At 74.4% G+C, this 21,738-nt stretch carries 18 protein-coding genes; 8 read left to right on the top strand and 10 right to left on the bottom strand.

Annotation, left to right across the window (positions count from 1 at the left end; all coding sequences use genetic code 11):
- The first annotated feature begins 31 nt into the window (after positions 1-31).
- On the top strand, positions 32-1,816 hold the full coding sequence (gene dnaA, locus ACIG3E_RS17305; protein ID WP_399616560.1) for a chromosomal replication initiator protein DnaA: 1,785 nt from the start codon (positions 32-34) through the stop codon (positions 1,814-1,816).
- A 13-nt stretch (positions 1,817-1,829) separates the two neighbouring features.
- Here the strand turns inward: dnaA and ACIG3E_RS17300 are convergent, their stop codons facing one another.
- The 5 genes from ACIG3E_RS17300 to lnt form a co-directional block, all read right to left on the bottom strand.
- Positions 1,830-2,492: an alpha-ketoglutarate-dependent dioxygenase AlkB family protein gene (locus ACIG3E_RS17300; protein WP_399616558.1), complete on the bottom strand. Its 663-nt coding sequence runs from the start codon at positions 2,490-2,492 to the stop codon at positions 1,830-1,832.
- Positions 2,489-3,646, bottom strand: a complete 1,158-nt coding sequence (locus tag ACIG3E_RS17295) for a methyltransferase (RefSeq protein ID WP_399616555.1) — start codon at positions 3,644-3,646, stop codon at positions 2,489-2,491. The genes ACIG3E_RS17300 and ACIG3E_RS17295 overlap by 4 nt, the downstream gene beginning before the upstream one ends.
- 90 nt (positions 3,647-3,736) lie before the next feature.
- The gene (locus ACIG3E_RS17290; RefSeq protein WP_399616553.1) at positions 3,737-4,447 is read right to left on the bottom strand and encodes a hypothetical protein; all 711 of its coding nucleotides are present in this window, start codon (positions 4,445-4,447) and stop codon (positions 3,737-3,739) included.
- 119 nt (positions 4,448-4,566) lie between these two features.
- A complete protein-coding gene (locus tag ACIG3E_RS17285) occupies positions 4,567-5,037 on the bottom strand; it encodes an NUDIX domain-containing protein (RefSeq protein ID WP_138964618.1) in 471 nt (156 codons plus the stop codon).
- 10 nt (positions 5,038-5,047) lie between these two features.
- The gene (gene lnt / locus ACIG3E_RS17280; protein ID WP_399616550.1) at positions 5,048-6,640 is read right to left on the bottom strand and encodes an apolipoprotein N-acyltransferase; all 1,593 of its coding nucleotides are present in this window, start codon (positions 6,638-6,640) and stop codon (positions 5,048-5,050) included.
- Positions 6,641-6,855: 215 nt separating this feature from the next.
- Here lnt and ACIG3E_RS17275 point away from each other — a divergent pair, with 215 nt between their 5' ends.
- Complete coding sequence (locus tag ACIG3E_RS17275) at positions 6,856-7,878, top strand: O-antigen ligase family protein (protein WP_399616547.1); 1,023 nt, start codon at positions 6,856-6,858, stop codon at positions 7,876-7,878.
- A 24-nt stretch (positions 7,879-7,902) separates the two neighbouring features.
- On the opposite strand, the gene ACIG3E_RS17270 is transcribed toward ACIG3E_RS17275, so the two are convergent.
- Positions 7,903-8,457 carry a hypothetical protein gene (locus ACIG3E_RS17270; protein ID WP_399616544.1) on the bottom strand — a complete coding sequence of 185 codons (555 nt, stop codon included), beginning with the start codon at positions 8,455-8,457 and terminating at the stop codon, positions 7,903-7,905.
- 204 nt (positions 8,458-8,661) lie between these two features.
- Entirely contained in the window at positions 8,662-9,462 is an 801-nt protein-coding gene (locus tag ACIG3E_RS17265) for a glutamate racemase (protein WP_399616541.1), read from the bottom strand.
- A gap of 58 nt (positions 9,463-9,520) precedes the next feature.
- On the opposite strand from ACIG3E_RS17265, the gene ACIG3E_RS17260 reads away from it, so the two are divergent.
- Positions 9,521-10,702, top strand: coding sequence for a glycosyltransferase (locus ACIG3E_RS17260; RefSeq protein ID WP_399616539.1), 1,182 nt, complete (start codon positions 9,521-9,523; stop codon positions 10,700-10,702).
- A gap of 40 nt (positions 10,703-10,742) precedes the next feature.
- Here ACIG3E_RS17260 and ACIG3E_RS17255 read toward each other — a convergent pair whose 3' ends face one another.
- A complete protein-coding gene (locus ACIG3E_RS17255) occupies positions 10,743-12,056 on the bottom strand; it encodes a TerD family protein (protein WP_399616537.1) in 1,314 nt (437 codons plus the stop codon).
- Between the two features lie 281 nt (positions 12,057-12,337).
- On the opposite strand from ACIG3E_RS17255, the gene ACIG3E_RS17250 reads away from it, so the two are divergent.
- The 3 genes from ACIG3E_RS17250 (at position 12,338) to ACIG3E_RS17240 (ending at position 16,449) form a co-directional block, all read left to right on the top strand.
- On the top strand, positions 12,338-12,790 hold the full coding sequence (locus ACIG3E_RS17250) for a DUF6643 family protein (RefSeq protein WP_138964606.1): 453 nt from the start codon (positions 12,338-12,340) through the stop codon (positions 12,788-12,790).
- 518 nt (positions 12,791-13,308) lie between these two features.
- Positions 13,309-13,914 carry a hypothetical protein gene (locus tag ACIG3E_RS17245; protein ID WP_399616535.1) on the top strand — a complete coding sequence of 202 codons (606 nt, stop codon included), beginning with the start codon at positions 13,309-13,311 and terminating at the stop codon, positions 13,912-13,914.
- A 132-nt stretch (positions 13,915-14,046) separates the two neighbouring features.
- Entirely contained in the window at positions 14,047-16,449 is a 2,403-nt protein-coding gene (locus tag ACIG3E_RS17240) for a right-handed parallel beta-helix repeat-containing protein (protein WP_399616532.1), read from the top strand.
- Here the strand turns inward: ACIG3E_RS17240 and ACIG3E_RS17235 are convergent.
- Complete coding sequence (locus ACIG3E_RS17235) at positions 16,409-18,799, bottom strand: hypothetical protein (protein WP_399616529.1); 2,391 nt, start codon at positions 18,797-18,799, stop codon at positions 16,409-16,411. The two genes, ACIG3E_RS17240 and ACIG3E_RS17235, sit on opposite strands and share 41 nt — an antisense overlap.
- Positions 18,800-18,972: 173 nt before the next feature.
- Between ACIG3E_RS17235 and ACIG3E_RS17230 the strand changes: the two genes are divergently transcribed.
- Together ACIG3E_RS17230 and ACIG3E_RS17225 are read left to right on the top strand one after the other, a co-directional pair.
- On the top strand, positions 18,973-19,800 hold the full coding sequence (locus ACIG3E_RS17230; RefSeq protein WP_399616526.1) for a DeoR/GlpR family DNA-binding transcription regulator: 828 nt from the start codon (positions 18,973-18,975) through the stop codon (positions 19,798-19,800).
- A gap of 96 nt (positions 19,801-19,896) precedes the next feature.
- Positions 19,897-20,376 (top strand): SRPBCC family protein, encoded by a 480-nt coding sequence (locus ACIG3E_RS17225; RefSeq protein ID WP_399616524.1) that lies wholly within the window; start codon positions 19,897-19,899, stop codon positions 20,374-20,376.
- Between the two features lie 13 nt (positions 20,377-20,389).
- On the opposite strand, the gene ACIG3E_RS17220 is transcribed toward ACIG3E_RS17225, so the two are convergent.
- On the bottom strand, positions 20,390-21,547 hold the full coding sequence (locus ACIG3E_RS17220; protein ID WP_399616521.1) for a PLP-dependent cysteine synthase family protein: 1,158 nt from the start codon (positions 21,545-21,547) through the stop codon (positions 20,390-20,392).
- Positions 21,548-21,738: the final 191 nt, after the last annotated feature.

Below are 21,738 nucleotides of genomic sequence, written 5' to 3'. Positions count from 1 at the left end.
CAGCAGCCGACAGGGAACACAGGGAGGGGACATGGGCAGCCTGGTGCCGCTCGGCGGGGAGCTTCCCGACGAGTCGCGGGCGCTCGCCGAGGCGCTGCGCGCCCTCTTCGACGGGCTCGGGCTCAGCGTCCGCCGGTACGCGGCCCGACGGAGCTGGGACGCCGGGTCCCTGTCCCGCTTCCTCAACGGGACCCGCGTCCCCACCTGGGAGTTCATCAACTCCCTCTTCCACGACGTGGCCGAGCACCAGGGCCGCACGCCCACGCCCGAGGCCATGGAGCTGCTCCGCCGACTGCACCGCGAGGCACTGGCCCGCAGCGGCTCCCCGCTCCACCGGGTCCAGCTCCTGGAGGACCAACTCGCCGAGGCCGACCGGCAGTCCACCCGCTCGGCGGCGCTGGTCCGGGCGCTCGAAGGGGCGTTGGTCGACGCGCAACACCGCGCGGCGGACCTGGAGGTACAGATCGGACAGCTGCGGGCGCACCAGAGCCGCGAGCACGCCGACACGGACACGGTGCTCGCACTGTACGAGGACCAGCTCGCCGGGCTCCGCAGGGAACGGCAGTCCCTCATCCAGCAGGTGGAGGCGCTCGGCGAGGAGCTCCGCGACGCCCACGCCCGCCGCGTCGAGGCGGAGGAGCGCTGCGAGGAGCTGGAGCGCCAGCTGCTCGCCGCCGAGGAGCACGGGCAGGACGACGAGGACGACACCGCGCCCCGCCCGGAGCCCGAGGACGGCTTCGTGAAGACCGACCCCGGCACGGCGGCACCGCCCCGGCCACGCCCCCGTAAGCCCGGCGGGAAGACCCACCCGGGATGGCTCAACCCCGCCTTCGTCTTCGACACCTTCATCGTCGGCGACTCCAACCGCTTCGCCAACGCGGCCGCCCTCGCCGCCGCCAAGCGGCCCGGCCGGGCGTACAACCCCCTGTACCTCTACGGCACGTCGGGGATCGGCAAGACGCACCTGCTGCACGCCACCGCGCACTCCGCACTCGCCCTCCACCCCGGCCTGAGCGTGCGCTACGTGCACGCGGAGGACTTCAAGCCCCACGGCGAGCACCGCGACGCGGACGTCCTGCTGGTCGACGACATCTACTTCCTGATGCACCACAGGGCGACGCGGGAGGAGTTCTTCCACACCTTCAACGCGCTCCACGAGGCCGGGAAGCAGATCGTGCTGTCCTCCGACCGGCCGCCCAAGCAGCTGCCGAACCTCGAGGACTGGATGCGCAGCCGCCTGGAGTGGGGCCTGATCACCCACGTCAGGCCGCCCGAGCTGGAGACGCGCGTCGCGCTCCTGCACCGCAAGGCCGCCGCGGACGGGCTCGACACCCCGCCGGAGGTGCTCGAGTTCATCGCCACCCGCACCCTGCGCAACATCCGCGAGCTGGAGGGCGCCCTGAACCGGGTGACCGCGTTCGCCCGCCTCAACCGGCAGCCGGTGGACCTCGGCCTGACGGAGATCGTCCTCAAGGACCTGGTCCCCGACCGCGGGCCGTCGCGCGGGGAGCGCGTCGGGCAGCTGATCATCGCCGTGACCTCCGACTACTTCGGCCTGGCGGAGGGCGAGTTGCGCGGAACGTCCCGCAGCCGGGTCCTGGTGACAGCACGCCAGATCGCCATGTACCTGTGCTGCGAACTCACTGACATGTCACGGCCGCAGATCCGCGAGCTCTTCCAGCGGAGCGACCCGAGCACCGTGGACCACGCGGACCGCAAGATCCGCGCGCTGATGGCGGAGCGTCGCTCCATCTACAACCAGATCACCGAACTCACCCTGCGGATCAAGGACGCCGCCGACGAGCTGGCCGACTGAAGCGCGCGGCGCCTCAGCCGAGCCCGCTCACCCGCAGCGTGACGTTCAGCCGCCCCCTCAGGCCGAGCCCCGGCGGCGCCGTACCCGCGTGGATCCTCGGCACGCCGTGGTACGCGAGGCGGGCCGGGCCGCCGAACACCACCAGGTCACCGCTGCGCAGCTCGACGTCCGTGTACGGCCGCGAGCGCGACTCGGTGGTGCCGAACCGGAACACGCACGCGTCCCCGATGCTCAGCGACACCACCGGCGCGACGGACCTCTCGTCGCTGTCGCGGTGCATGCCCATGCGGGCGTCGGCGTCGTAGTAGTTGACGAGCGCGATGTCGTACGCGGGCGGGGTGCCGCCGTCCGCACCGCCGTCCCCGTACGCGTCCCGCACCGCGGCGCGCCCCAGCTCCGCGAGCCAGGCGGGCATCGGCTTCACCGGCGCGCCGTCGCCGTCGACGACGGTGCGCGCGTAGCCGTACGGGTACCAGTGCCAGCCCAGGCACACCTGCCGGGCGGTCATCGTGCCGCCGCCGGGCAGGTGGACGGTGCGCAGGCCCGCGGGCGGGCGCGCCCAGGCGCGGCAGGCGGCGAGGAGCTCCCGCTGGCGGTCGGGGCCGAGCCAGCCGGGCACGTGCACCGCGCCCGGGGCCAGCTCGCCGCGCTCGCGCGGGAACAGCTCGTCGGTCATGGGCGCAGGACCGCCCGCAGGATCACGAACTTGCGGTTGCTTGCGGCGACTTCGACGTTGCCGAAGAGGCGCTTGAGCCGTACGTGGTAGCCGAGGTGGCGGTTGCCGACGACCCACAGCTCACCGCCGGGCCGCAGCGCGGCCCGAGCCCCGCGGAACATGCGCTGGGCCGTCGCGTCGGTCGTGGCCTGGTGGCTGTGGAAGGGCGGGTTGTTCAGGACGAGGTCCACGGACGCGGCGGGCATCGCCGTCAGCGCGTCCCCGGCCAGGAACTCCGCCTTCGCGGCGGCCGCGTTGGCGTGGAACGTGGCCTCGGCCGAGGCGACTGCCTGGTACGACTCGTCCACGAACGTGACCCGGGCCTCGGGGTTGGCGACCGCCGCGGCCGTGCCGAGCACGCCGTTGCCGCAGCCCAGGTCCACGACGTGGGCGTCGCCGTGGCTCGCGGGCAGGTGCTGGAGGAAGAACCGGGTGCCGATGTCGAGGCGGTCGGCGCAGAAGATGCCCGCGTGGTTGACGGCGGTCAGGCCCGCGCCCGCTCCGGAGTCGGCGGGCAGGACGTACCGGCGCGGCCAGGGACCGCTCTCGTGGACCCGCTCCGGGTCCGGCGTGGTGTGGATCAGACGGGCCTTCTGCCGGGCCAGCGAGGTGCGGGTCGGGCCGATGATCCGCTCGAAGAGCTCAAGGGTCGAGGTGTGGATCTCGGTGACCATGCCGGTGCCGACGACGACGGTGCCCGCGTGCAGGGACGGGGCGATCCGGTGCAGCTGGTCCTCCAGGAGCGCGAGGCTCTTGGGCACTCGGACCAGGAGCACGTCCACCCGCTCCGGCGGCGCGTCCCGCGTCGTGAGCAGCCGGGCCGGGTCCGGGGCGTGCCCGGCCCGCTCCAGGTTGGCGAGGGTCGCCTGCCTGCCCAGGAAGGAGTCGGTGATCTGGATCGGCCGGTGCGCGGCGAGCACCGTGGTCAGCGCGCCCCAGCGGTCGCCGAGCACGGCCACGGTGCCGTCGAGGGCGACCGGCGCACCGCCTTCCTCTCCCGCCAGGTGGCGCAGCAGATAGGCGTCGGCGGCGGACCAGGCCCGCAGCTGGTCGCGGGGGTCCTCCGGGAAGCGTGTGAGGTCGTACGCGCCCCATGACGTGCTCAAACGGTTCATCGTGCCCTCAGGCTACTGGGCCGCGCGCGGCGGCGCGGACCCGGCCGCTCCGAGGACGCCGCTCCGCCGGTCACCGCGGGGTGGCCCGCCTCAGGAGGAGCGGAGCGGCCGCTGCCGGGGCACGGCGACCCGGGTGCGTTCGGGGTCTGCCGGGCGCTCGGTGTCGTAGACCGCGAGGACGGGCCGGTCCAGGGCCACGCGGTCCACGACCACCGGCACGGCGTGGCGCGCGCCCCGGCGGTCGTGGAAGACGACGGTGACCTCGCCGCGCCTGCCGCGCACCGGCCGCCAGCCCTCCAACCGGGCCTCGGCCGTGGCGAACCCGGCCCGCACCCGGCGCAGCGCGGCGGTCCTGCGCAGGCTCACGGCGGCGCCCCACACCGCGAGGAGGCCGCCCACGGCCGCCACGGACCACAGGAACGTCAGCCAGGCCGCGACGGAGTGCCGTCCGACCGGCGCGAGCAGCATGTAGTCGGTGACCGTGTCGTACGCGACGCGGCCGTCGGCCAGCGCGTCGTACCAGCCGACGGCGGCGGCGAGGGCGCTGAGCGCGATCAGCGCGCCGACGGTCGCGCGGTGCAGGAACCGGGCGGCGAGGAAGCCGAGCAGCACGTCCGCGCCGATGCCGAGCTCCGGCGCCAGGGCCACCAGCTGGTCGCTGCCGCAGCCCACGTCGTCGTAGCAGGACCACCCGGCGCTCGTGGCGTCGTACGTGCTCAGATGCCATACGAGCCAGACCTGCCAGGCGAGGAGCGCGCAGGCGAGCCCCCGCAGCACGACGCCATAGCCCTTCCGGCCCAACTCCCGTCCCTGCCTCAGTGGTTCGGCGACGCCGCAGGCGCCGCACGGAGAGCATCCGTCAATGTCCGTGCAGGCTACACGCTGTCCGGGGCGGCCACCACGGGGCGTGCGGCCGCCGCTCAGCCGCGGGCGAACCAGGTGGGCCCGTCCGCCATGGCCTGCTTGATCCGGAACAGACCGGTCTCGTGCAGCTCGGGGAGCCGGTCCAGGGCGAACCAGGCGACTTCGAGGGACTCGTCGTCGTTGACGCGGGGCTCGCCGCCCACGGCCCGGCAGCGGACGGTGATGTCCATGAACTGGCAGACGTCGCCGTTGGGGTAGGTGACGGGCTCCAGGGTCTCCACGAGGACCACCCGCTCGGCCACGCACCGCACGGCCGTCTCCTCGAAGACCTCCCGCTCGGCGCACTCGGCGGGCTGCTCCCCCGGCTCCGGGATGCCGCCGATCACCGACCACTTGCCGTTGTCGGCGCGCCGTCCGAGCAGCACCCGGCCCTCGTCGTCGAAGACGATCGCGGTCACTCCCGGGAGCCACAGCAACTGGTGGCCCACGTCGGCACGCAGGGTCTTGATGAAGTCTGGAGTAGCCATGATCAGCAGCCTAACTGCCGGTGCCCGCCCGCCTGCGCGCGATGACCCAGCCGATTCCGGCCACTCCCAGACCGGCCAGAAACACCTCCGGCCAGACTCCGAGCCGCGTCGCGGGCGTCAGCGAGCTGCGCTTGGGCACCTCCGCGACGAGCGACTCCGCGGTGAACATTCCGGTGCGCTGGGCGACCGTCCCGTCCGGGCGGATCACGGCGCTCACCCCGCTGGTCACCGGCACCATCACGGCCCGTCCGTGCTCGACGGCCCGCACCCGGTCGATGGCCAGCTGCTGGTACGTCATCTGGCTGCGCTCGAACGTCGCGTTGTTGCTCGGCACGGACAGGATCTGCGCTCCCTTGTTCACCTGGTCCCGCACCACGTCGTCGAACGCCGCTTCGTAGCAGGTCACGGGCCCGACCTCGGTGCCCGCCATGTCGAACACGACCGGCTTCGTGCCGGGCTGGAAGACACCGGCGCGGTCGACGTCGGAGCTGAAGATCCGGAAGAAGCTCCGGTAGGGCATGTACTCGCCGAACGGCTGGAGGTGCCGCTTGTCGTACGAGGCGCCGGGGCCCGTCTTCGGGTCCCAGAGGATCTGCCGGTTGCGGGGCTTGCCGTCCTTCGCCCCGACGACGGCGCCCACGGAGACGGGGGCGCCGATGGCCTTCGCCGCCTTGTCGATCTCCGCATAGGCGTCGGCGTTGACGAACGGGTCGATGTCGGAGGAGTTCTCCGGCCACAGGACCAGGTCGGGCTGCTCGGCCTTGCCCGCCTTGACCTTCGCGGCCAGGCGCAGCGTCTCCCGGACGTGGTGGTCGAGCACGGCCCGGCGCTGGGCGTTGAAGTCCAGGCCCATGCGCGGCACGTTGCCCTGGATGACGGCGACCGTGGCGGTGCCGTGCTCCGCCGCGGTGGACACCAGCGGCAGCGCGGCCGCCCCCGCGGCCACGGGCGCGACGGTGAGCGCGGCCGCGGTCAGCACGGCGCGGTCCCGGGCGCGGGGCGCGGCCCGCAGGCGGCGCACGACGTCGGCGAGCCCGAAGCCGCTGAGGACCACGGCGAAGCCGAGCAGCGGCGTCCCGCCGAGCGCGGCGAGGGGCAGGAAGAGACCGGTGGGCTGGCCGAAGGCGACCTTGCCCCACGGGAAGCCCTCGAAGGGGAAGCGCGACCGCGCCGCCTCCAGCAGGAGCCACATCCCGGAGGCCCACACCGGCCACACCGGAAGGCGCGACAGCGCGGCGATGCCCAGGCCCGCGAGGCCGATGAACAGCGCTTCGGCGACGGCCAGGGCGAGCCACGGCAGCGGCCCCACGTCGACACCCGTCCACGACAGGAGCGGCACGAAGTAGCCGAGCCCCATCAGCAGGCCGAGGCGGAAACCGGAGCGGGCCCTTCGGCCGTGCAGGACGAAGCCGAGCAGCGCGAACGCGAAGGGCGCGAGCCACCACAGCTCACGCGGCGCGAAGCTGAGGTAGAGCAGGACGCCGGAGAGCACCGCGGCGACGGCCGGAATCAGCCGTCGCCGCACCCGCTCCGCGCGGGTTTCCGGTCCGGGCTGCGGTTCGGTCTGCTCCGACGTCTCGGTGGGAGCGGTGGTGGCGGTCACTCGGGGAGTCTACGGCCCGCCACCTGGGCCCGGACAGCACGGTCGACCCGCGCCCAGGGGCGCCCCACGTGCCCCTTCCACACATTTACTAGATCGTTTCTGCGCAAGACATCCACAACCGACGTCGTCAGCCGCTACGGTGTGCCGCAGTCCCTGACGTGCGGCTGGAACACGCTGCCGGGCCGTCGGGGGCCCGCGGACATTCGGGGGGCGGGTTGGGGTCGACGGGGGCGGCGACGGCCGAGCGGACCGGGGAGCGGCACGGGGCGGCCGACGCGAGCGGTCTCGCGATCCTCGCGGCGTGCGCGGCCTGGGCGCTGATCACTTCGGCGGTCGGCGGCGGGCGGCCGGACGGCGTGCTGCTCGCGATCCTCGCGGTCGCCGCCGGGTACGCGGGCGGGCGCATCGCCGGAGCGCTCCTGCCGGTGGCGGCCCCGTGCGCCGGGGCTCTCGCGGGGGTCTGCCTGGCCGCCGCGGCCCCGCACGTCACGCCGGGGCCCGCCAGCTCCTCGCCGCTCGGCCCCATCGGCGCCACCGCCGCGCTCCTGAGCCTGTCGGCGGGCGCGGTCTGCTGTGCCGCGTGGGCGGCGCGCGGTCCCGCGCTGCGGCTGTGTCTGCGCCTGGCCGCCGTCGGTGTCGTGTGCTGTGCGGCGCTGCTCGGCTCCACCGCGGGCTTCCTCGCCTGCGCCGGGGTCCTGCTGTGCTCGCTCGCGGGGGCCCTGACCCGCAGGGCCCTTGGCCTCGCGGGATGCGCCCTCGCCGCCGTGCTGGTGGCCGGGGCGTCCTGGGCCGTCGCCGAGGACGTGCTGCCCCGCGGCCTGACCGCCTCACTGGAGGGTCAGCTCGGCCCGCACCGGGTGGGCCTGTGGCGGGACGCCGGGGATCTGGCGGGCGCGCATCCGGCGTTCGGGGTGGGCCCGGGGCGGTTCGGGGACGCGTCACCCGCCGTGATGGAGGGCCTGCTCCCGGACGGCAAGCCGCACTCGGCACTGCTCCAGCAGGCCGCCGAGCAGGGCTTCACCGGAGTCGTGCTGCTCACGGCGGCCTTCGGCTGGGTCCTGTTCGCGCTGTGGCGCTCGCCGCGCTCCGCCGCGGTCGTCCTGACGGCGGGCGCGGCCCTGACCGCCGTCGCGGCGGTGGCCACGCTGGGCAACGCGCTGAGCGTGACGTCCGTGACGGCGGGCGCGGGCCTGCTCGCGGGCATCGCGACGGCACGGCCGCTGCCCGAGGGCGGGTAGCCCGGCAGCGGCGCGCCCGGTCGGTCAGGCCGTCGGCGTGGGGCGACTCGGCCGCAGGTGGTCGCGGATGACGCGGACCGCGCTCTCGGCGTTGTCCACGGTGACCGTGAACTTGTGGCCGTCGCCGAGTTGCAGGACGACGCCCTCGCCGCGCCGCACGATGACGGCGGTGCCCTGCTCCGGCCGCCAGCGGTAGCCCCAGCCGCCCCAGTGCCGCGGGGTGACGGCGGGCGCGAAGTCGGCGCCGACGACGTGCGAGAGCGGGATGCGGCGGCGCGGTACGCCGATGTGGCCGCAGCGCACTTCCATGCACTCCTTGTCGACCTTCACCGCGACGTGGACGAACGCCAGCGTGCCGAAGAGCATCAGCAGGCCGACCGCGATGCAGCCGACGATGGCCATGACCAGCGGCAGGATGCCCGAGGGCCACAGCGTCTCCACGGCCAGGTCGATGCCCAGCGCGAGGCAGGCGGCGCCGGCGCAGGCCAGCAGCCACTGGACGCGGTTCGACGCGCGTCCGGTCCAGATCTCGGGCTGATCCTCGGCGGCAGCCCGCTCGCCGTGGGCATGGTCCGTCATGCAGTCGAGGTTACTCACGATCCGCGGCGAAGGCACCGCGTCGCGGAGAGTTGCCTCTCCGGCAGGACACCCCGAACACCAGGTTTCCCGTGGTGAGGGGCGCCCGGCACGGCGCGTTCCGACCGCTGGGCCGCACGAGAGGGGGCAGCCGTCGGCCAGGACCGGCGCCCTTTCCGGCCACCGCCCCGGGCCGGACGGCCGGGCTCAGCCCTTCAGGGCCGGGCTCGCCGACGCCAGGAGGCGTCCCTCGGCGTACGTCAGGGCGGCGGGCGGCAGCGCCGCCTCGCGCCCGCTGAGGAGCACGCGGACGCCGCCCTGGCCGTCCCCGGCCGCCGGGCGCGTGCCGGGCACCTCGCCGATGCGGCGCAGCGTCTGGGCGGCGACCGCGCCGGCCGAGCCGTGCAGCACCAGCGGCGCCCGGTCCGCCCCCTGCACGGCGGCGCGGATGCGCTCCGCGACCAGTTCGTAATGGGTGCAGCCCAGGACGACGGCCCTTACCCCGGGCGGTGTGAGGGCGGCGGCCGCGGCGATCGTCCGGTCGATGGCGTCCTCGTCGGCCCACTGCACGGCGTCGGCCAGACCGGGGCAGGGCACCTCGGTGACGTCGACGCCGTCGGCGAACTCCTCGATGAGGCCGCGCTGGTAGGGGCTGCCGGTGGTCGCGGGGGTGGCCCAGATGGCGATCGGCCCGCCCCCGGCCGCGGCGGGCTTGATGGCCGGGACGGTGCCGATGACCGGCAGCTCCGGCTCGAAGCGGGCGCGCAGGGCGGGCAGCGTGTGCACGGTCGCGGTGTTGCAGGCCACGATCAGCGCGTCCGGGCGGTGCGCGGCGGCGGCCGCGGCGACGGCGAGGGACCGCTCCGTGAGGTCCGCCGTGTCGCGGGGGCCCCAGGGCATGCCGTCGGGGTCCGAGGAAAGGACGAGATCGGCGCCGGGTGCCAGGCGCCGCACCGCGGCCGCCGCGGCGAGCAGTCCGATGCCGGAGTCCATGAGCGCGATCTTCACCCGGTCACCTTAGTCGATCGGCCGTACGACCCGGTCACCGTGGGGCAGACTGCGGCGGATGAATGCCGTTGCGTGGATCTGTGTCGCCTCGCTCGCCGCGTGGCTGTGGCTGCTGGTCGGACAGGGCTTCTTCTGGCGCACGGACCTGCGCCTGCCGCCCCGGCGCGAGCCGGAGCGATGGCCCGCGGTGGGTGTCGTCGTCCCCGCGCGGGACGAGGCCGAGGTGCTGCCCGCCAGCCTGCCGTCGCTGCTCGCACAGGACTATCCGGGGCGGGCCGAGGTGTTCCTCGTCGACGACGGCAGCACCGACGGCACCGGGGCTCTCGCGCGGGAGCTGTCCGAGCGGCACGGCGGGCTCGCGCTGACCGTCGGCTCGCCGGGCGAACCGCCCGCGGGCTGGACGGGCAAGCTGTGGGCGGTGCGGCACGGCATCGGCCTGGCCCGCGCGCACGCGCCGGAGTACCTGCTGCTCACCGACGCGGACATCGCCCATGAGCCCGACAGCCTGCGGGAGTTGGTGGCCGCCGCCGAGTCCGGCGGCTTCGACCTGGTGTCGCAGATGGCCCGGCTCCGCGTGGCCAGCGTGTGGGAGCGCCTGATCGTCCCCGCGTTCGTGTACTTCTTCGCGCAGCTGTACCCGTTCCGCTGGATCGCGCGCAGACACGGGCGGACCGCCGCCGCGGCCGGGGGCTGTGTGCTGCTGCGCGCGGACGCCGCCGCGCGCGCGGGGGTGCCGGACGCCATCCGGCACGCGGTGATCGACGACGTGGCCCTCGCACGGGCGGTCAAGCGCGGCGGCGGGCACATCTGGCTGGGACTCGCCGACCGCGTCGACAGCGTGCGCCCCTATCCGGCCCTCGCGGACCTGTGGCGGATGGTGGCGCGCAGCGCCTACGCCCAGCTGCGCCACAACCCGGCGGTGCTCCTCGGGACGGTCGCGGGGCTCACCGTGATCTACCTGGTGCCGCCCCTCGCCCTGGTCGTGGGCCTGGCCGGGGGCGACACCGCGGCCGCGGTCCTCGGCGGCCTCGCCTGGCTCGTGATGACGGCGACGTATCTGCCGATGCTGCGCTACTACCGCCAACCGCTGTGGCTCGCGCTCACGCTGCCCGGCACGGCCTTCCTGTATCTGCTGATGACGGTGGACTCGGCGGTGCGGCACTATCAGGGGCGCGGCGCCGCGTGGAAGGGCCGGACCTACGGGGCCGCCCCGGAGGCGGCCCCCGACTCCCGGCCCTGACCGGCGCCTCCGGCGTACCGGGAGGCGCCGACGTCGGCCGTCACTTCCTGCCGGGCGTCCAGTTCATGCCCCAGCCGTAGGCGTAGTCGATGGTGCGCTGCGGGCTCACGCCGCGCTCGGGCACCAGATAGCGGGCCTCGCGCTGGACGACGAGCTCGCCGCCCTGGTTCGTGATGAGCGCCAGGGCGCACACCGTCGACGGCACCGTGCACTCGTCCAGGGAGAACTCGATCGGCGCGCCGTGCTGCGGCGTCAGCGTGACCGTCGCGTTGAGGTCGGCGAAGCTGCGCGCGCCCTCGTAGATGGTCACGAAGATGACCATGCGCTTGAACTCCTGCGTACGGTCGAGGTTGACGGTGAGGTTCTCACCGGTCGACACGGCGCCGGTGCGGTCGTCGCCGTCCAGGAGGATGTACGGGGGCTGGTGGAGGGATCCGAAGGCGTTGCCGAGGGCCTGGACGACTCCCTTGCGCCCGTCGGCCAGTTCGAACAGCGCGCACAGGTCGAGGTCCAGGTCGGCGTGCATCGCCACGGCCCGCCCGAGCTTGCTGGCCCAGCCCTTGAACTGCTTGCGCACCTCCCAGTTGAGGTTCACGCGCAGCGCGCCCGAGGTGCCGCCCTGCTTGGTCAGGGAGACCGAGGGGGCCTCCTTGGTGAGCGTGACCTTGGTCAGGCGCACGGGCTGGGCGGGGGCGGCGGCGGGCGGGGGCGGCGTGACGGGGGCGGGCGCGGTCACGGGCGGGGCCGGGGCGGGCGCGGGAGGCGCCACCGGCGCGGCGGGGGCCGGGGGCGGGGTCGGCGCGGCCGTCTGCTGGGGCTCGTCCACCGTGATGCCGTAGTCCGTCGCCAGGCCCTCGAGGCCGCTGCTGTAGCCCTGGCCGACGGCGCGGAACTTCCAGGCGCCCTGGCGCCGGTAGAGCTCGCCGAGGACGAACGCCGTCTCCACGCTCGCGTCGGCGCTGTCGTAGCGCGCGATCTCCGCGCCGCTCGCGGCGTCGAGGACCCGGATGTGCAGGCCGGGCACCTTGCCGAACGTGCCGCCGTCCGAGGACGCGGCGAGGACCACCGTCTCGACGGCGGGCTCCACGCGCGCGAGGTCGACGACGAGCGCGTCGGTCACGGTGCCGCCCGCGGTCCGCTTGCCCTCGTGGCGCACGGCGCCCGAGGCGTGCGTCGCCTGGTTGTAGAAGACGAAGTCCGCGTCCGAGCGCACCTTTCCGGAGTCCGCGAGCAACAGAGCGGACGCGTCGGCGTCCGGAACTCCGGGTCCGGAACCCCAGCCCAATTCGACCCGTACGGCAGTTGCCCCCACGGGAACATTCGAACCTTTGGCCATAGACATGTCTGCCCCCATCACCAGTGCCGGGCCCGGCAGGACCGCCGATCCGTTCCCGCCCAACCTATTACCTGGCATTCGCGGACGCGCACAGGCCCACCCGGCCATCGCTCCGCGTCAACCGCCGGTCGACCACCGGTAACCCCCCAGATCCCCGCCTTTTACAGGATCCCTACGCTGGCGCGCGACCGATTTTCCCAGGTTCGCTCGCATTGGGGGTCCGAAGGCACGGGCAACACGGCAAACAACCCTCTTATCGGTCTCCCCAACCAGCACATCAAGGGCTTAACTTATGGAGCATGACCTCCCCCCGCTCCACCTATGGCGGCGGTTACTACTCCGCGCCGTCCTTCCCGGACACTCCGATCTACGACTCTCTGGTCGCCGAGCGGGGCACCCCGCAGATCGCCCCGATCCGGGTGAACCCGTCGCCCTATGACACGGGCAGCCACCTCCCGGCCCTTCCGCCCGCGCTGCCCGCCCTGCCGTCGGCGCCCTCCGGGCCCTCGATGGCCGCTCCTCCGAACGCCGCGTACGGCTACGCGCCCGCCCCGCAGCCCGCACCGCTGCAGCAGGCCCCGGCGCCGTACATCCCGCAGCAGGCGGGTCCGCCCCGCGGCTATCCGGGCCCGCAGCAGCAGCGGCCCATGGGGACCACGACGGGCTATGAGGCGATGCGCCCCGCGGCGCCCCGCCCGGCGCCCGCGCCCCACGAGGACCCGTACAACCGGCAGCAGTACCGGGGCTACTGACCGGTCGCGGCCGACGCCGTCAGCGACCACTGACAGCACGGCCGCGCGCCGGGTCCGCCGTTCGACCGCTCCACGCTCATCCGCCGCAGGCGTCCAGGGGGGCACGCCTGGCAGTCGCCGTCGACCCATGGGTCGACGGCGACTTTCGTATGCGCGCGCCCGGCCGGAGCGCCCGGGAACCGTTTCCGGCCTAATGTGCGGGGCCCGCATCTCTCCGCCCGGGCAGGCTTCGTCCCGCGGGCGACCGGCGCCATCCGTATCGGTGACCCTCCGAAGATCCCCGAATGAACAGGACGGGCGTGGGGAACTCGAAGGCGGGGCACGGCCGTTGAGGTTCGATGGGGACCGTCGTGGCCGGTGGGAAGGCACCGGCGCGGGCACGGTCGGGCCCCGTCGGGAGGCGTCCGGAAAGCGACGGGGAACAGGCCGATGTCATCCTCGGTTCTCATGACCCATGCGTGAGCCGGGCCCGCCGCGGTTAGGGCCGTGGTGACGGACGCGGAAGGGGGTGCAAGGCCGTGCGAGCGATCGCCGGACTCTGGCGCTGGCGCCGCAATCCACTGCGCCGCGCGACGGACCTCGCCGAGGCCTGGGCGGCGCTCGTCGCGCTCGTCCTCATCGTCGTCGGGGCCCCGGTGGTCGGCGCCGTGACGGGCAGTCTGGCCAACGACGCGCTGCTGCGCTCCGTGGAGGCCCAGCGCGCGGCCCGGCACGTCGTGACGGCCACCGTCCTGAAGAAGCTCGACCAGCCGCCCCTCGACCCCGACCCGGAGACCTCCTCCGCGCGGGACGCGCACCGCCGCGTGCTCGCCCACTGGAAGGGACCGGACGGCTCGGGCCACGCGGGCGCGGTCGCGTCCGGCCTCACGTCACCGCACCCCGGCGACCGGTTCACGGTCTGGACCGACCGCACCGGCCGGGTCGTCGGCCGCCCGCTCGACCCGGCCACCGCGACGACCCACGCGGCCCTCGCCGGATTCGGCGCCGCCCTCACGAGCGCCGGCCTCGTCGAGGGGGCCCGGCGGCTGCTCCTGTGGCGCGTCGTCCGGCGGCGCTACGCCCGCTGGGACCAGGCCTGGCAGCAGGCGGGCCCGGACTGGGGCAAGACCGGTACCGGCGCCTGAGCTGGTGAGAGCCTGCCCATCAGGTCAACTCCCCCGCGCCGCGCGCGCTACGGTGGAGCGGGCCGACTCTTCGGCCTCCTCGCGCGCGGGCGCGGGGTCCCGCGTACGTCGAGGTGGGGGCAGAGCAACTCCATGGCACAGGGCACGGTCCAGGTGACGCACACCGGTACGTCGCGGTGGCGGCGCCGCACGGGAGAGTACGCATCGCTGACCGCCGCCTTGGAGGCCGCGGGCGACGGGGACGTCCTGACAGTGGCCCCGGGGACGTACCGCGAGAACCTCGTCGTCCAGCGGGCGGTAACGCTGCGCGGCCCCGAGGGCTCCCCCGGCTCGGTGCGCATCGCGCCGGCCGACGGCGTGCCCCTGACGGTGCGGGCCTCCGCCGTCGTACAGGACCTGCACATCGAGGGCCAGGACTCGGCCGCGCCCGCGCTGCTCGTCGAGGACGGGGCGCCGGAGCTCGCGGACCTCCGGGTGATGACGCGCTCGGCGGCCGGGATCGAGGTCCGCGGCGGCGCCCGGCCCACCCTGCGCCGCTGCACGGTCGACAACGCGGGCGGCATCGGCATCACCGTACTCGACGGCGGCGGCGGGGTCTTCGAGGAGTGCGAGGTCGTCGCGGCTGGCCAGTCCGGGGTCGCGGTGCGCGGCGGCGGACACCCGCGCCTGGAGCGCTGCCGGGTGCACCACACCTCGGGCGCAGGCCTGTCGGTGACCGGTGAGTACAGCGGCCTGGAGGCCGTCGGCTGCGAGGTGTACGAGGTCAAGGGCGCGGGCGTGCAGATCACCGCGCGCGCCACGGCGCACCTGACGGACTGCGCGGTGCACCGCACGACGTCCGACGGCGTCACGCTCGACACGGACGCGGTCCTCACCCTCGCCGACTGCCGCATCCACGACATCCCGGAGAACGCGGTCGACCTGCGCTCGCGCTCGGTCCTCACGCTGACGCGCACTACGGTGCGCGAGTTCGGGCGCAACGGCCTGTCGGTGTGGGACCCGGGCACCCGCGTGGACGCCAACCAGTGCGAGATCCACGACAGCACGGGCGACTACCCGGCGGTGTGGGTCAGCGACGGGGCGACGGCCGTCCTGGAGTCGTGCCGGGTGCACGACGTGCCGGACGCGCTGTTCGTCCTCGACCGGGGCTCGCGCGTCGACGTCATAGACAGCGACCTGACGCAGGTGCGCAACACGGCGGTGTCGGTGAGCGACGGTGCGCTGGCCCAGCTCGACGACGTGCGCATCCGGGAGGCGGCCACCGGCGCGTGGTTCCGCGACCACGGCAGCGGCGGCGTCCTCGCGGACTGCACCGTGGACGGCACGCAGACGGGTGTGATCGTCACCAAGGGCGCCGATCCGACCATCGAGCGGTGCACGGTCACCGCCCCGGCCGAGGCGGGCTTCTACGTCTCCGCGGGCGGGCGCGGCAGCTTCCACCGCTGCAAGGTCGTCGACAGCGGCGGCTACGGCTTCCACGTCCTCGACGGCTGCCGTACGACGCTGAAGCGCTGCCGCACCGAGCGGTGCGCGCGCGGCGGCTACGAATTCGCCGAGGACGGCCCGCTCGTCGAGGACTGCACCAGCGACGAGAGCGCCAGCGTGCGGCCCGCCGCGTCCGAGCCGATCGTGCAGACGGCCACGCAGTCCACGGGGCTGCTCGGCGCGGTGCCCGAGCCGCGCGTCACCGAGCAGCCGCCCGCGCGGCCCGCCCCGCAGCCCTCCCGCACCCCCAAGGCGGTGCTCGGCGAACTCGACACGCTGGTGGGCCTGGAGAGCGTCAAGCGCGAGGTGCGGGCGCTCACCGACATGATCGAGGTGGGGCGGCGCCGCCAGGAGGCGGGCCTGAAGGCCGCCTCGGTCCGCCGCCACCTGGTGTTCACCGGCTCCCCCGGCACGGGCAAGACGACCGTGGCCCGGCTCTACGGCGAGATCCTGGCCGCGCTCGGCGTCCTGGAGCGCGGCCATCTCGTCGAGGTGTCGCGCGTGGACCTGGTGGGCGAGCACATCGGCTCGACGGCGATCCGCACCCAGGAGGCGTTCGAGAAGGCCCGCGGCGGCGTCCTGTTCATCGACGAGGCGTACGCGCTCTCGCCGGAGGACTCCGGGCGCGACTTCGGCCGGGAGGCCATCGACACGCTGGTGAAGCTGATGGAGGACCACCGCGAGGCGGTCGTGGTGATCGTCGCGGGCTACACCGACGAGATGAACCGCTTCCTGTCCGTCAACCCCGGCGTGGCGTCCCGCTTCTCGCGCACCATCAGGTTCGGCGACTACGACGCCGAGGAACTCCTGCGCATCGTCGAGCAGCAGGCGGAGGAGCACGAGTACACGCTCGGCACGGGCACTGCCGAGGCGCTCCTGAAGTACTTCACGGCCCTCCCGAAGGGCCCCACGTTCGGCAACGGCCGTACCGCGCGGCAGACGTTCGAGGCGATGGTGGAGCGGCACGCGGGCCGCGTCGCGCAGGTGGCGGAGCCGAGCACCGACGAGCTCACCCTGCTGTATCCGGATGACCTTCCGGAGCTGGTGTAGGAGCCGGTGCGGGGCGCGGCGACGGGGCGGCCGCGGGGCGCGGCACGGCGGGCCTGAGCCGGGCCAGCAGCCGGGCGCGCTCCTCGGCGAACGCGGGGTCGGCCTGGTAGTCGCCGTGGCCGAGCAGGGGCGCGGGCAGCGGGTGTTCGGCGGTGCGGCCGTAGGCGAGCGGGTCCTTGAGCGCGGCGCGGTCGACCTGCGGGCCGCAGTCGCCGTGCAGCCGCACCGGGCCGCCGATGGGGTCGGTGGCGCGGTGCAGGTTGCGCCAGCAGTCGACCTCGCGGTGCAGGGAGCTGAGCGCGGCAGGACCGAAGTGCGCGGGGAACCAGCGGCCGTACAGGCGCTCAAGGGGTGAGCCGTAGGTGAGCAGCGCGACCCGTTTGCGGACGGACGGCAGCAGCTGCCAGGCCGCCGCGGCGGCGAGGACGCTGCCCTGGGAGTGGCCGGACAGGACGAGGCGGCCGCCCGTGGCGCGGGTCCAGGTGTCCATGCGCCAGGTCAGGTCGGGCACGGCGCGCTCGGCGTAGCAGGGCGGCGCGAACGGATGGGCGGCGCGCGGCCAGAACGTGCCGACGTCCCAGAGGATGCCGATGGTGCGGCGGGCGGACGCGTCGCGGTAGGCGCGGCGGCCCCAGGTGACGAACAGTATGAAGCCGAAGCCGATCAGCCAGGAGCCGAGCGCCTGCGCGGTCTGCGCGGTGCCCTCGACGAAGGCGGGCGCGCCCGCGGCGGCCTCGCCGGGAACCTCGTCGCTCACCCAGGCCCCGACGAGCGCGGCGGCCCCGAGCAGCAGCGTCGTGGCCGAGGTGACGCCGACGATGAGGGGCACGCGGTCGGTGAGGGTGGCGCTGGCGCGCTTGGCGGCGATGCGGCGGGTGCGGGCGGTGTCGGGGCGCTCGCCGGGGTACTCGCGCGGCACCCGGGCGAGCTCGGCGCGCAGGCGCCGCGCGGTGGCGACGGCGAGCCCGGCGCAGAGCACGGCGACGACCACGAGCAGCGGCGGGATGACCGAGGCCTGCCAGGTCAGCAGGGCGGGCGGCCCGTCGATCGTGCCGCCCCTGCCGTCCAGCCAGTCGGCCACGCGCTGCGCGCCGCCGCCGGACATGACGCCGCCGAGCGCGCAGGCCAGCATGGCCACGGCGGGGCCGCCGAGGCCGCGCAGTGCGGTGCGCGTGTCGGGCGCCCCGCGGTAGAGCCTGGTGGCGACGGCCGCGAGGGCGAGCACCAGGGCGCCCTGGACTAGGGCGATGCCGCCGAAGGTCGCGTTGCCCGGCAGGCGGCCCGTGGAGGTCCAGTCGGGGCGCGACCACCCGGCGTACAGGACAGCGAGGACGAGCAGGGCGAGGGCGGTGAGCGGGAGCAGGCGCACCAGGGTGCGGTCGAGCCGCCGGTCGACGCGGTGTTCGCTGCGGCCCCTGCGGCACACCACGCCCACCACGACGGCCCCGCACCCGGCGAGGGCCGCCATCAGGGCCCAGCCGAGGGCGTCCAGGAGCGCGGATCCGCCGGGGCGGCGGTCGTGGCGGGCGGCGGCCGCGCCCACGGCGGCGGCGACCGTGAGCAGGCCCGCGGCCGTGTGGGCGGCGCGCAGCCGGGCGACGATCCGGCGGCCGTACCAGAAGCCGGGCCTGCCGAGGGCGTTGCGGGCGGCCTCCTCGGGGTCCGGCTGGTGCGGCAGCGGCTGCTGGGACTCGTACGCGCTCCAGGTGCGGTGGGACAGGTACCAGAGCAGGCCGGTGAGGGCGGCGGGCAGGGCCGCGGCGAGGGCGAGGCGGCGCCCGGGCTGCGACCACCAGCCGCCGCCTCCGGCCGGGCCGGGGGCGAGGAAGCCGAGCCAGGAGTGGTCGGCCGCGCACGCGCGGGTGCCCGCGCACTGCCAGGCCAGCAGGTCGACCGCTATCTCGCAGGCCGCGGCCACGAGCAGCACGGTGAGGCTGAGCGCGACGAGGCGCACCAGGAGGCCGTACGCGCGGACCGCGCGCCGCATGCGGCGCGCGGTGGGGCGCATCCAGTGGGCGAGGTTGACCACCATGAACGGCAGGAGCAGCAGCCACAGGGCGCGGGAGCCGTTGCCGGAGGTGAGGTTGGACCAGACGTAGGCCTCCGGGACGGGGCGGCCGCGGTAGTCCTCCGGGTGGGACTCGGCCGTCACGTCGTCGGCGCGGCGGTGGACGGCCGCGGTGTCGTCGCCGGAGACGCGGACGGTCCTCGGGTCGTCGAGCATCGCCTGCGGCGTGGCGCCGCCGACGCCGTGGACGAGGAGTTCCAGGGCGATGTGCTCCGCCGGTGCGGGCGGGCCGGACGCCGGGCCCTTTGCAGGGGCGGGCTGCCCCGCTGTGGCGCGCTCCACTGTTCCGCTCCCCCGAGGTGTGCGCTGCTGACTGCGGAACCCAAGGATCCCGCCTCGGGGCGCCGCGCGCACCCGCCGTCACGTAATCTCCCCCTTCGTTATCCACCGGTGGCGCATGCGAGGATGAGGCGACCTGATGACGGGCTTGACGAGGCGAAAGGGCCGGACCTGAGGTGAGTGAGAACCAGCACCTCCTCGCGGAGCAGCGCCGTGCCCTGATCCTGGACGAGGTCCGCCGCCGCGGCGGCGTCCGGGTCAACGAACTCACCAGGAAGCTGGGCGTGTCGGACATGACGGTCCGCCGCGATCTGGACGCGCTCGCGCGCCAGGGCGTCCTGGAGAAGGTCCACGGCGGCGCGGTGCCGGTGGCGGAGGCGAGCACGCACGAGCCGGGGTTCGAGGCCAAGTCGGGGCTCGAGCTCAGCGCCAAGGAGGACATCGCGCGGGCCGCGGCGGCCCTGGTGGCCCCGGGCACGGCGATCGCGCTCTCCGGCGGCACGACGACCTACGCGCTCGCGCATCAGCTCCTGGACGTGCCGGACCTGACGGTGGTGACGAACTCGGTGCGGGTCGCGGACGTCTTCCACTCCGCGCAGCGCGGCTCGGGCCAGCGGCAGGGGGCCGCCACGGTGGTCCTCACCGGCGGGGTGCGCACGCCGTCGGACTCCCTGGTCGGCCCGGTCGCCGACCAGGCGATCGCGGCGCTCCACTTCGACGTGCTGTTCCTCGGGGTGCACGGCATAGCGGCCGACGCGGGTCTGTCCACGCCGAACCTCGCGGAGGCGGAGACCAACCGGCGGCTCGTGCAGTCCGCGCGCCGCGTCGTGGTGGTCGCCGACCACACCAAGTGGGGCACGGTGGGCCTGAGTTCGTTCGCCACGCTGGGGCAGGTGGACACGCTGGTGACCGACGCGGGGCTGCCCGCCGAGGCCCGCGCGGAGGTCTCCGAGCAGCTGCGGCTCGTCGTGGCGGGCGAGCAGGAGAAGGCCGAGGAGGCCTGAGGGCCGCCCGGCGGCCGCCGGTCCCTGCCCTGGTCGACCGTGCTCGTCTAAGGTGACCGTACGCGTTCCACCACCGTCTGTTGGGGGCTGAGTGCGATGCCACGCCGTCTGAGGCCCGTGGGGCTCGACTTCCTTGTGACCGCTCCCGTGCGGCACGTCTTCACCGGTGAGGTGTCCGCGCCGCCGGAGACGGTGTTCCAGGCCCTGGCGGTGGACGTGGCGCAGTGGCCCGCGTGGTTCACGTCGGTCACCCGCGCCCGGCCCACGCGGGACGGCGCGGGCCGGGCGGTCCACCTCCAGGGCGGCTTCCGGCTCCTGGAGACGATCCTCGCCGCGGACGCGCCGACGCGGTACGTCTACCGCGTCGACGTCTCGAACGCGCCCGGGGTGCGCGCCCTGGTCGAGGAGTGGCACCTGACGCCCACCGCCACCGGTACGCGGGTGCGGTGGACCTTCGCGGTCGAGCCCAGGGGCCTGATGCGGTTCCTCTTCCGGCACGGCCGCAGGGGCCTCGGCAAGACCTTCGACGCCTCCCTCAGGAACCTGGACCGCCGCCTGGCGGGCACGAAGGCCTAGGGCCTGTCCGGGCTCAGGCGTCCGGCCACCGGCCGGTGGTGAGGAGCGTCTCTATGGCCGCCGCGTACGGCCGGATGTCCAGGCCCTGCTCGGCGAGCCAGGCGTCGGAGTAGTACTTGTCCAGGTAGCGGTCGCCGGGGTCGCAGATGAGGGTCACGACGCTGCCGGTGCGGCCCGCCGCCACCATCTCGGCGACGATCTTCAGGGCGCTCCACAGGCCGGTGCCGGTGGAGCCGCCCGCCTTGCGGCCGATGACCTGCTCCAGGGCGCGGACGGCGGCCACGCTCGCCGCGTCCGGGACCTTCATCATGCGGTCGATGGCGCCGGGTACGAAGCTCGGCTCCATGCGGGGCCTGCCGATGCCCTCGATGCGGGAGCCGCAGTCGCTGGTGGCGTCGGGGTCGTGCCGCGTCCAGCCGTCGAAGAAGCAGGAGTTGTCCGGGTCGGCGACGCAGATGCGGGTGTCGTGCTGCATGTAGTGCACGTAGCGGGCGATGGTCGCCGAGGTGCCGCCGGTTCCGGCCGTGGCCACGATCCAGGTGGGTTCCGGATAGCGTTCGAGGCGCAGCTGCTGGTACATCGACTCGGCGATGTTGTTGTTGCCGCGCCAGTCCGTGGCCCGTTCCGCGTAGGTGAACTGGTCCATGTAGTGGCCGCCGGTCTCGACGGCGAGGGCGGCTGACTCCGCGTACATCGTGCGGGAGTCGTCCACGAAGTGGCACTGGCCGCCGTGGAATTCGATGAGGCGGCACTTCTCGGCGCTGGTCGTGCGCGGCATCACCGCGATGAAGGGCACGCCGATCAACTTCGCGAAGTAGGCCTCGGACACGGCCGTCGACCCGCTGGAGGCCTCGATCACGGGGCGTCCCGGGCGGATCCAGCCATTGCACAGGCCGTACAGGAACAGCGAGCGGGCGAGCCGGTGCTTGAGGCTGCCGGTCGGATGCGTCGACTCGTCCTTGAGGTACAGGTCGATGCCCCAGTGCTCGGGCAGCGGGAAGCGCAGCAGATGCGTGTCGGCCGAGCGGTTGGCGTCGGCCTGGACCTTGCGCACCGCTTCTTTCAGCCAGGAACGGTACTCCGGGTCGCTGCGGTCGACATCGAGAGTGACGGCGGGCTCGCCGGTCGGATCGTGCTGGGTGGTGCTCACCGCGTGGCTCCTCGCGCTCATGCCGGACGCGGTTCGATCCGGCCGGACCCTTTGATGATAAACACCTATAACACCGCCCTCACCTGCATAAACACTCCTTTTGGCACCTCAAAGGCGCAGCTGTCGCGGCCATCTGGCCCTCGTGTGTTCCTGACGTGGTCACGCACGGAAGTGGCATGTGCGTGGTCGCCGTGCGCCCTAGTGCTCGGCGC

Source organism: Streptomyces sp. NPDC053474 (genome assembly GCF_044544845.1).
Lineage (GTDB): Bacteria > Actinomycetota > Actinomycetes > Streptomycetales > Streptomycetaceae > Streptomyces.
Note: the sequence above shows the minus strand (reverse complement) of the source record. Positions and strands in the feature narration are given on the sequence as shown.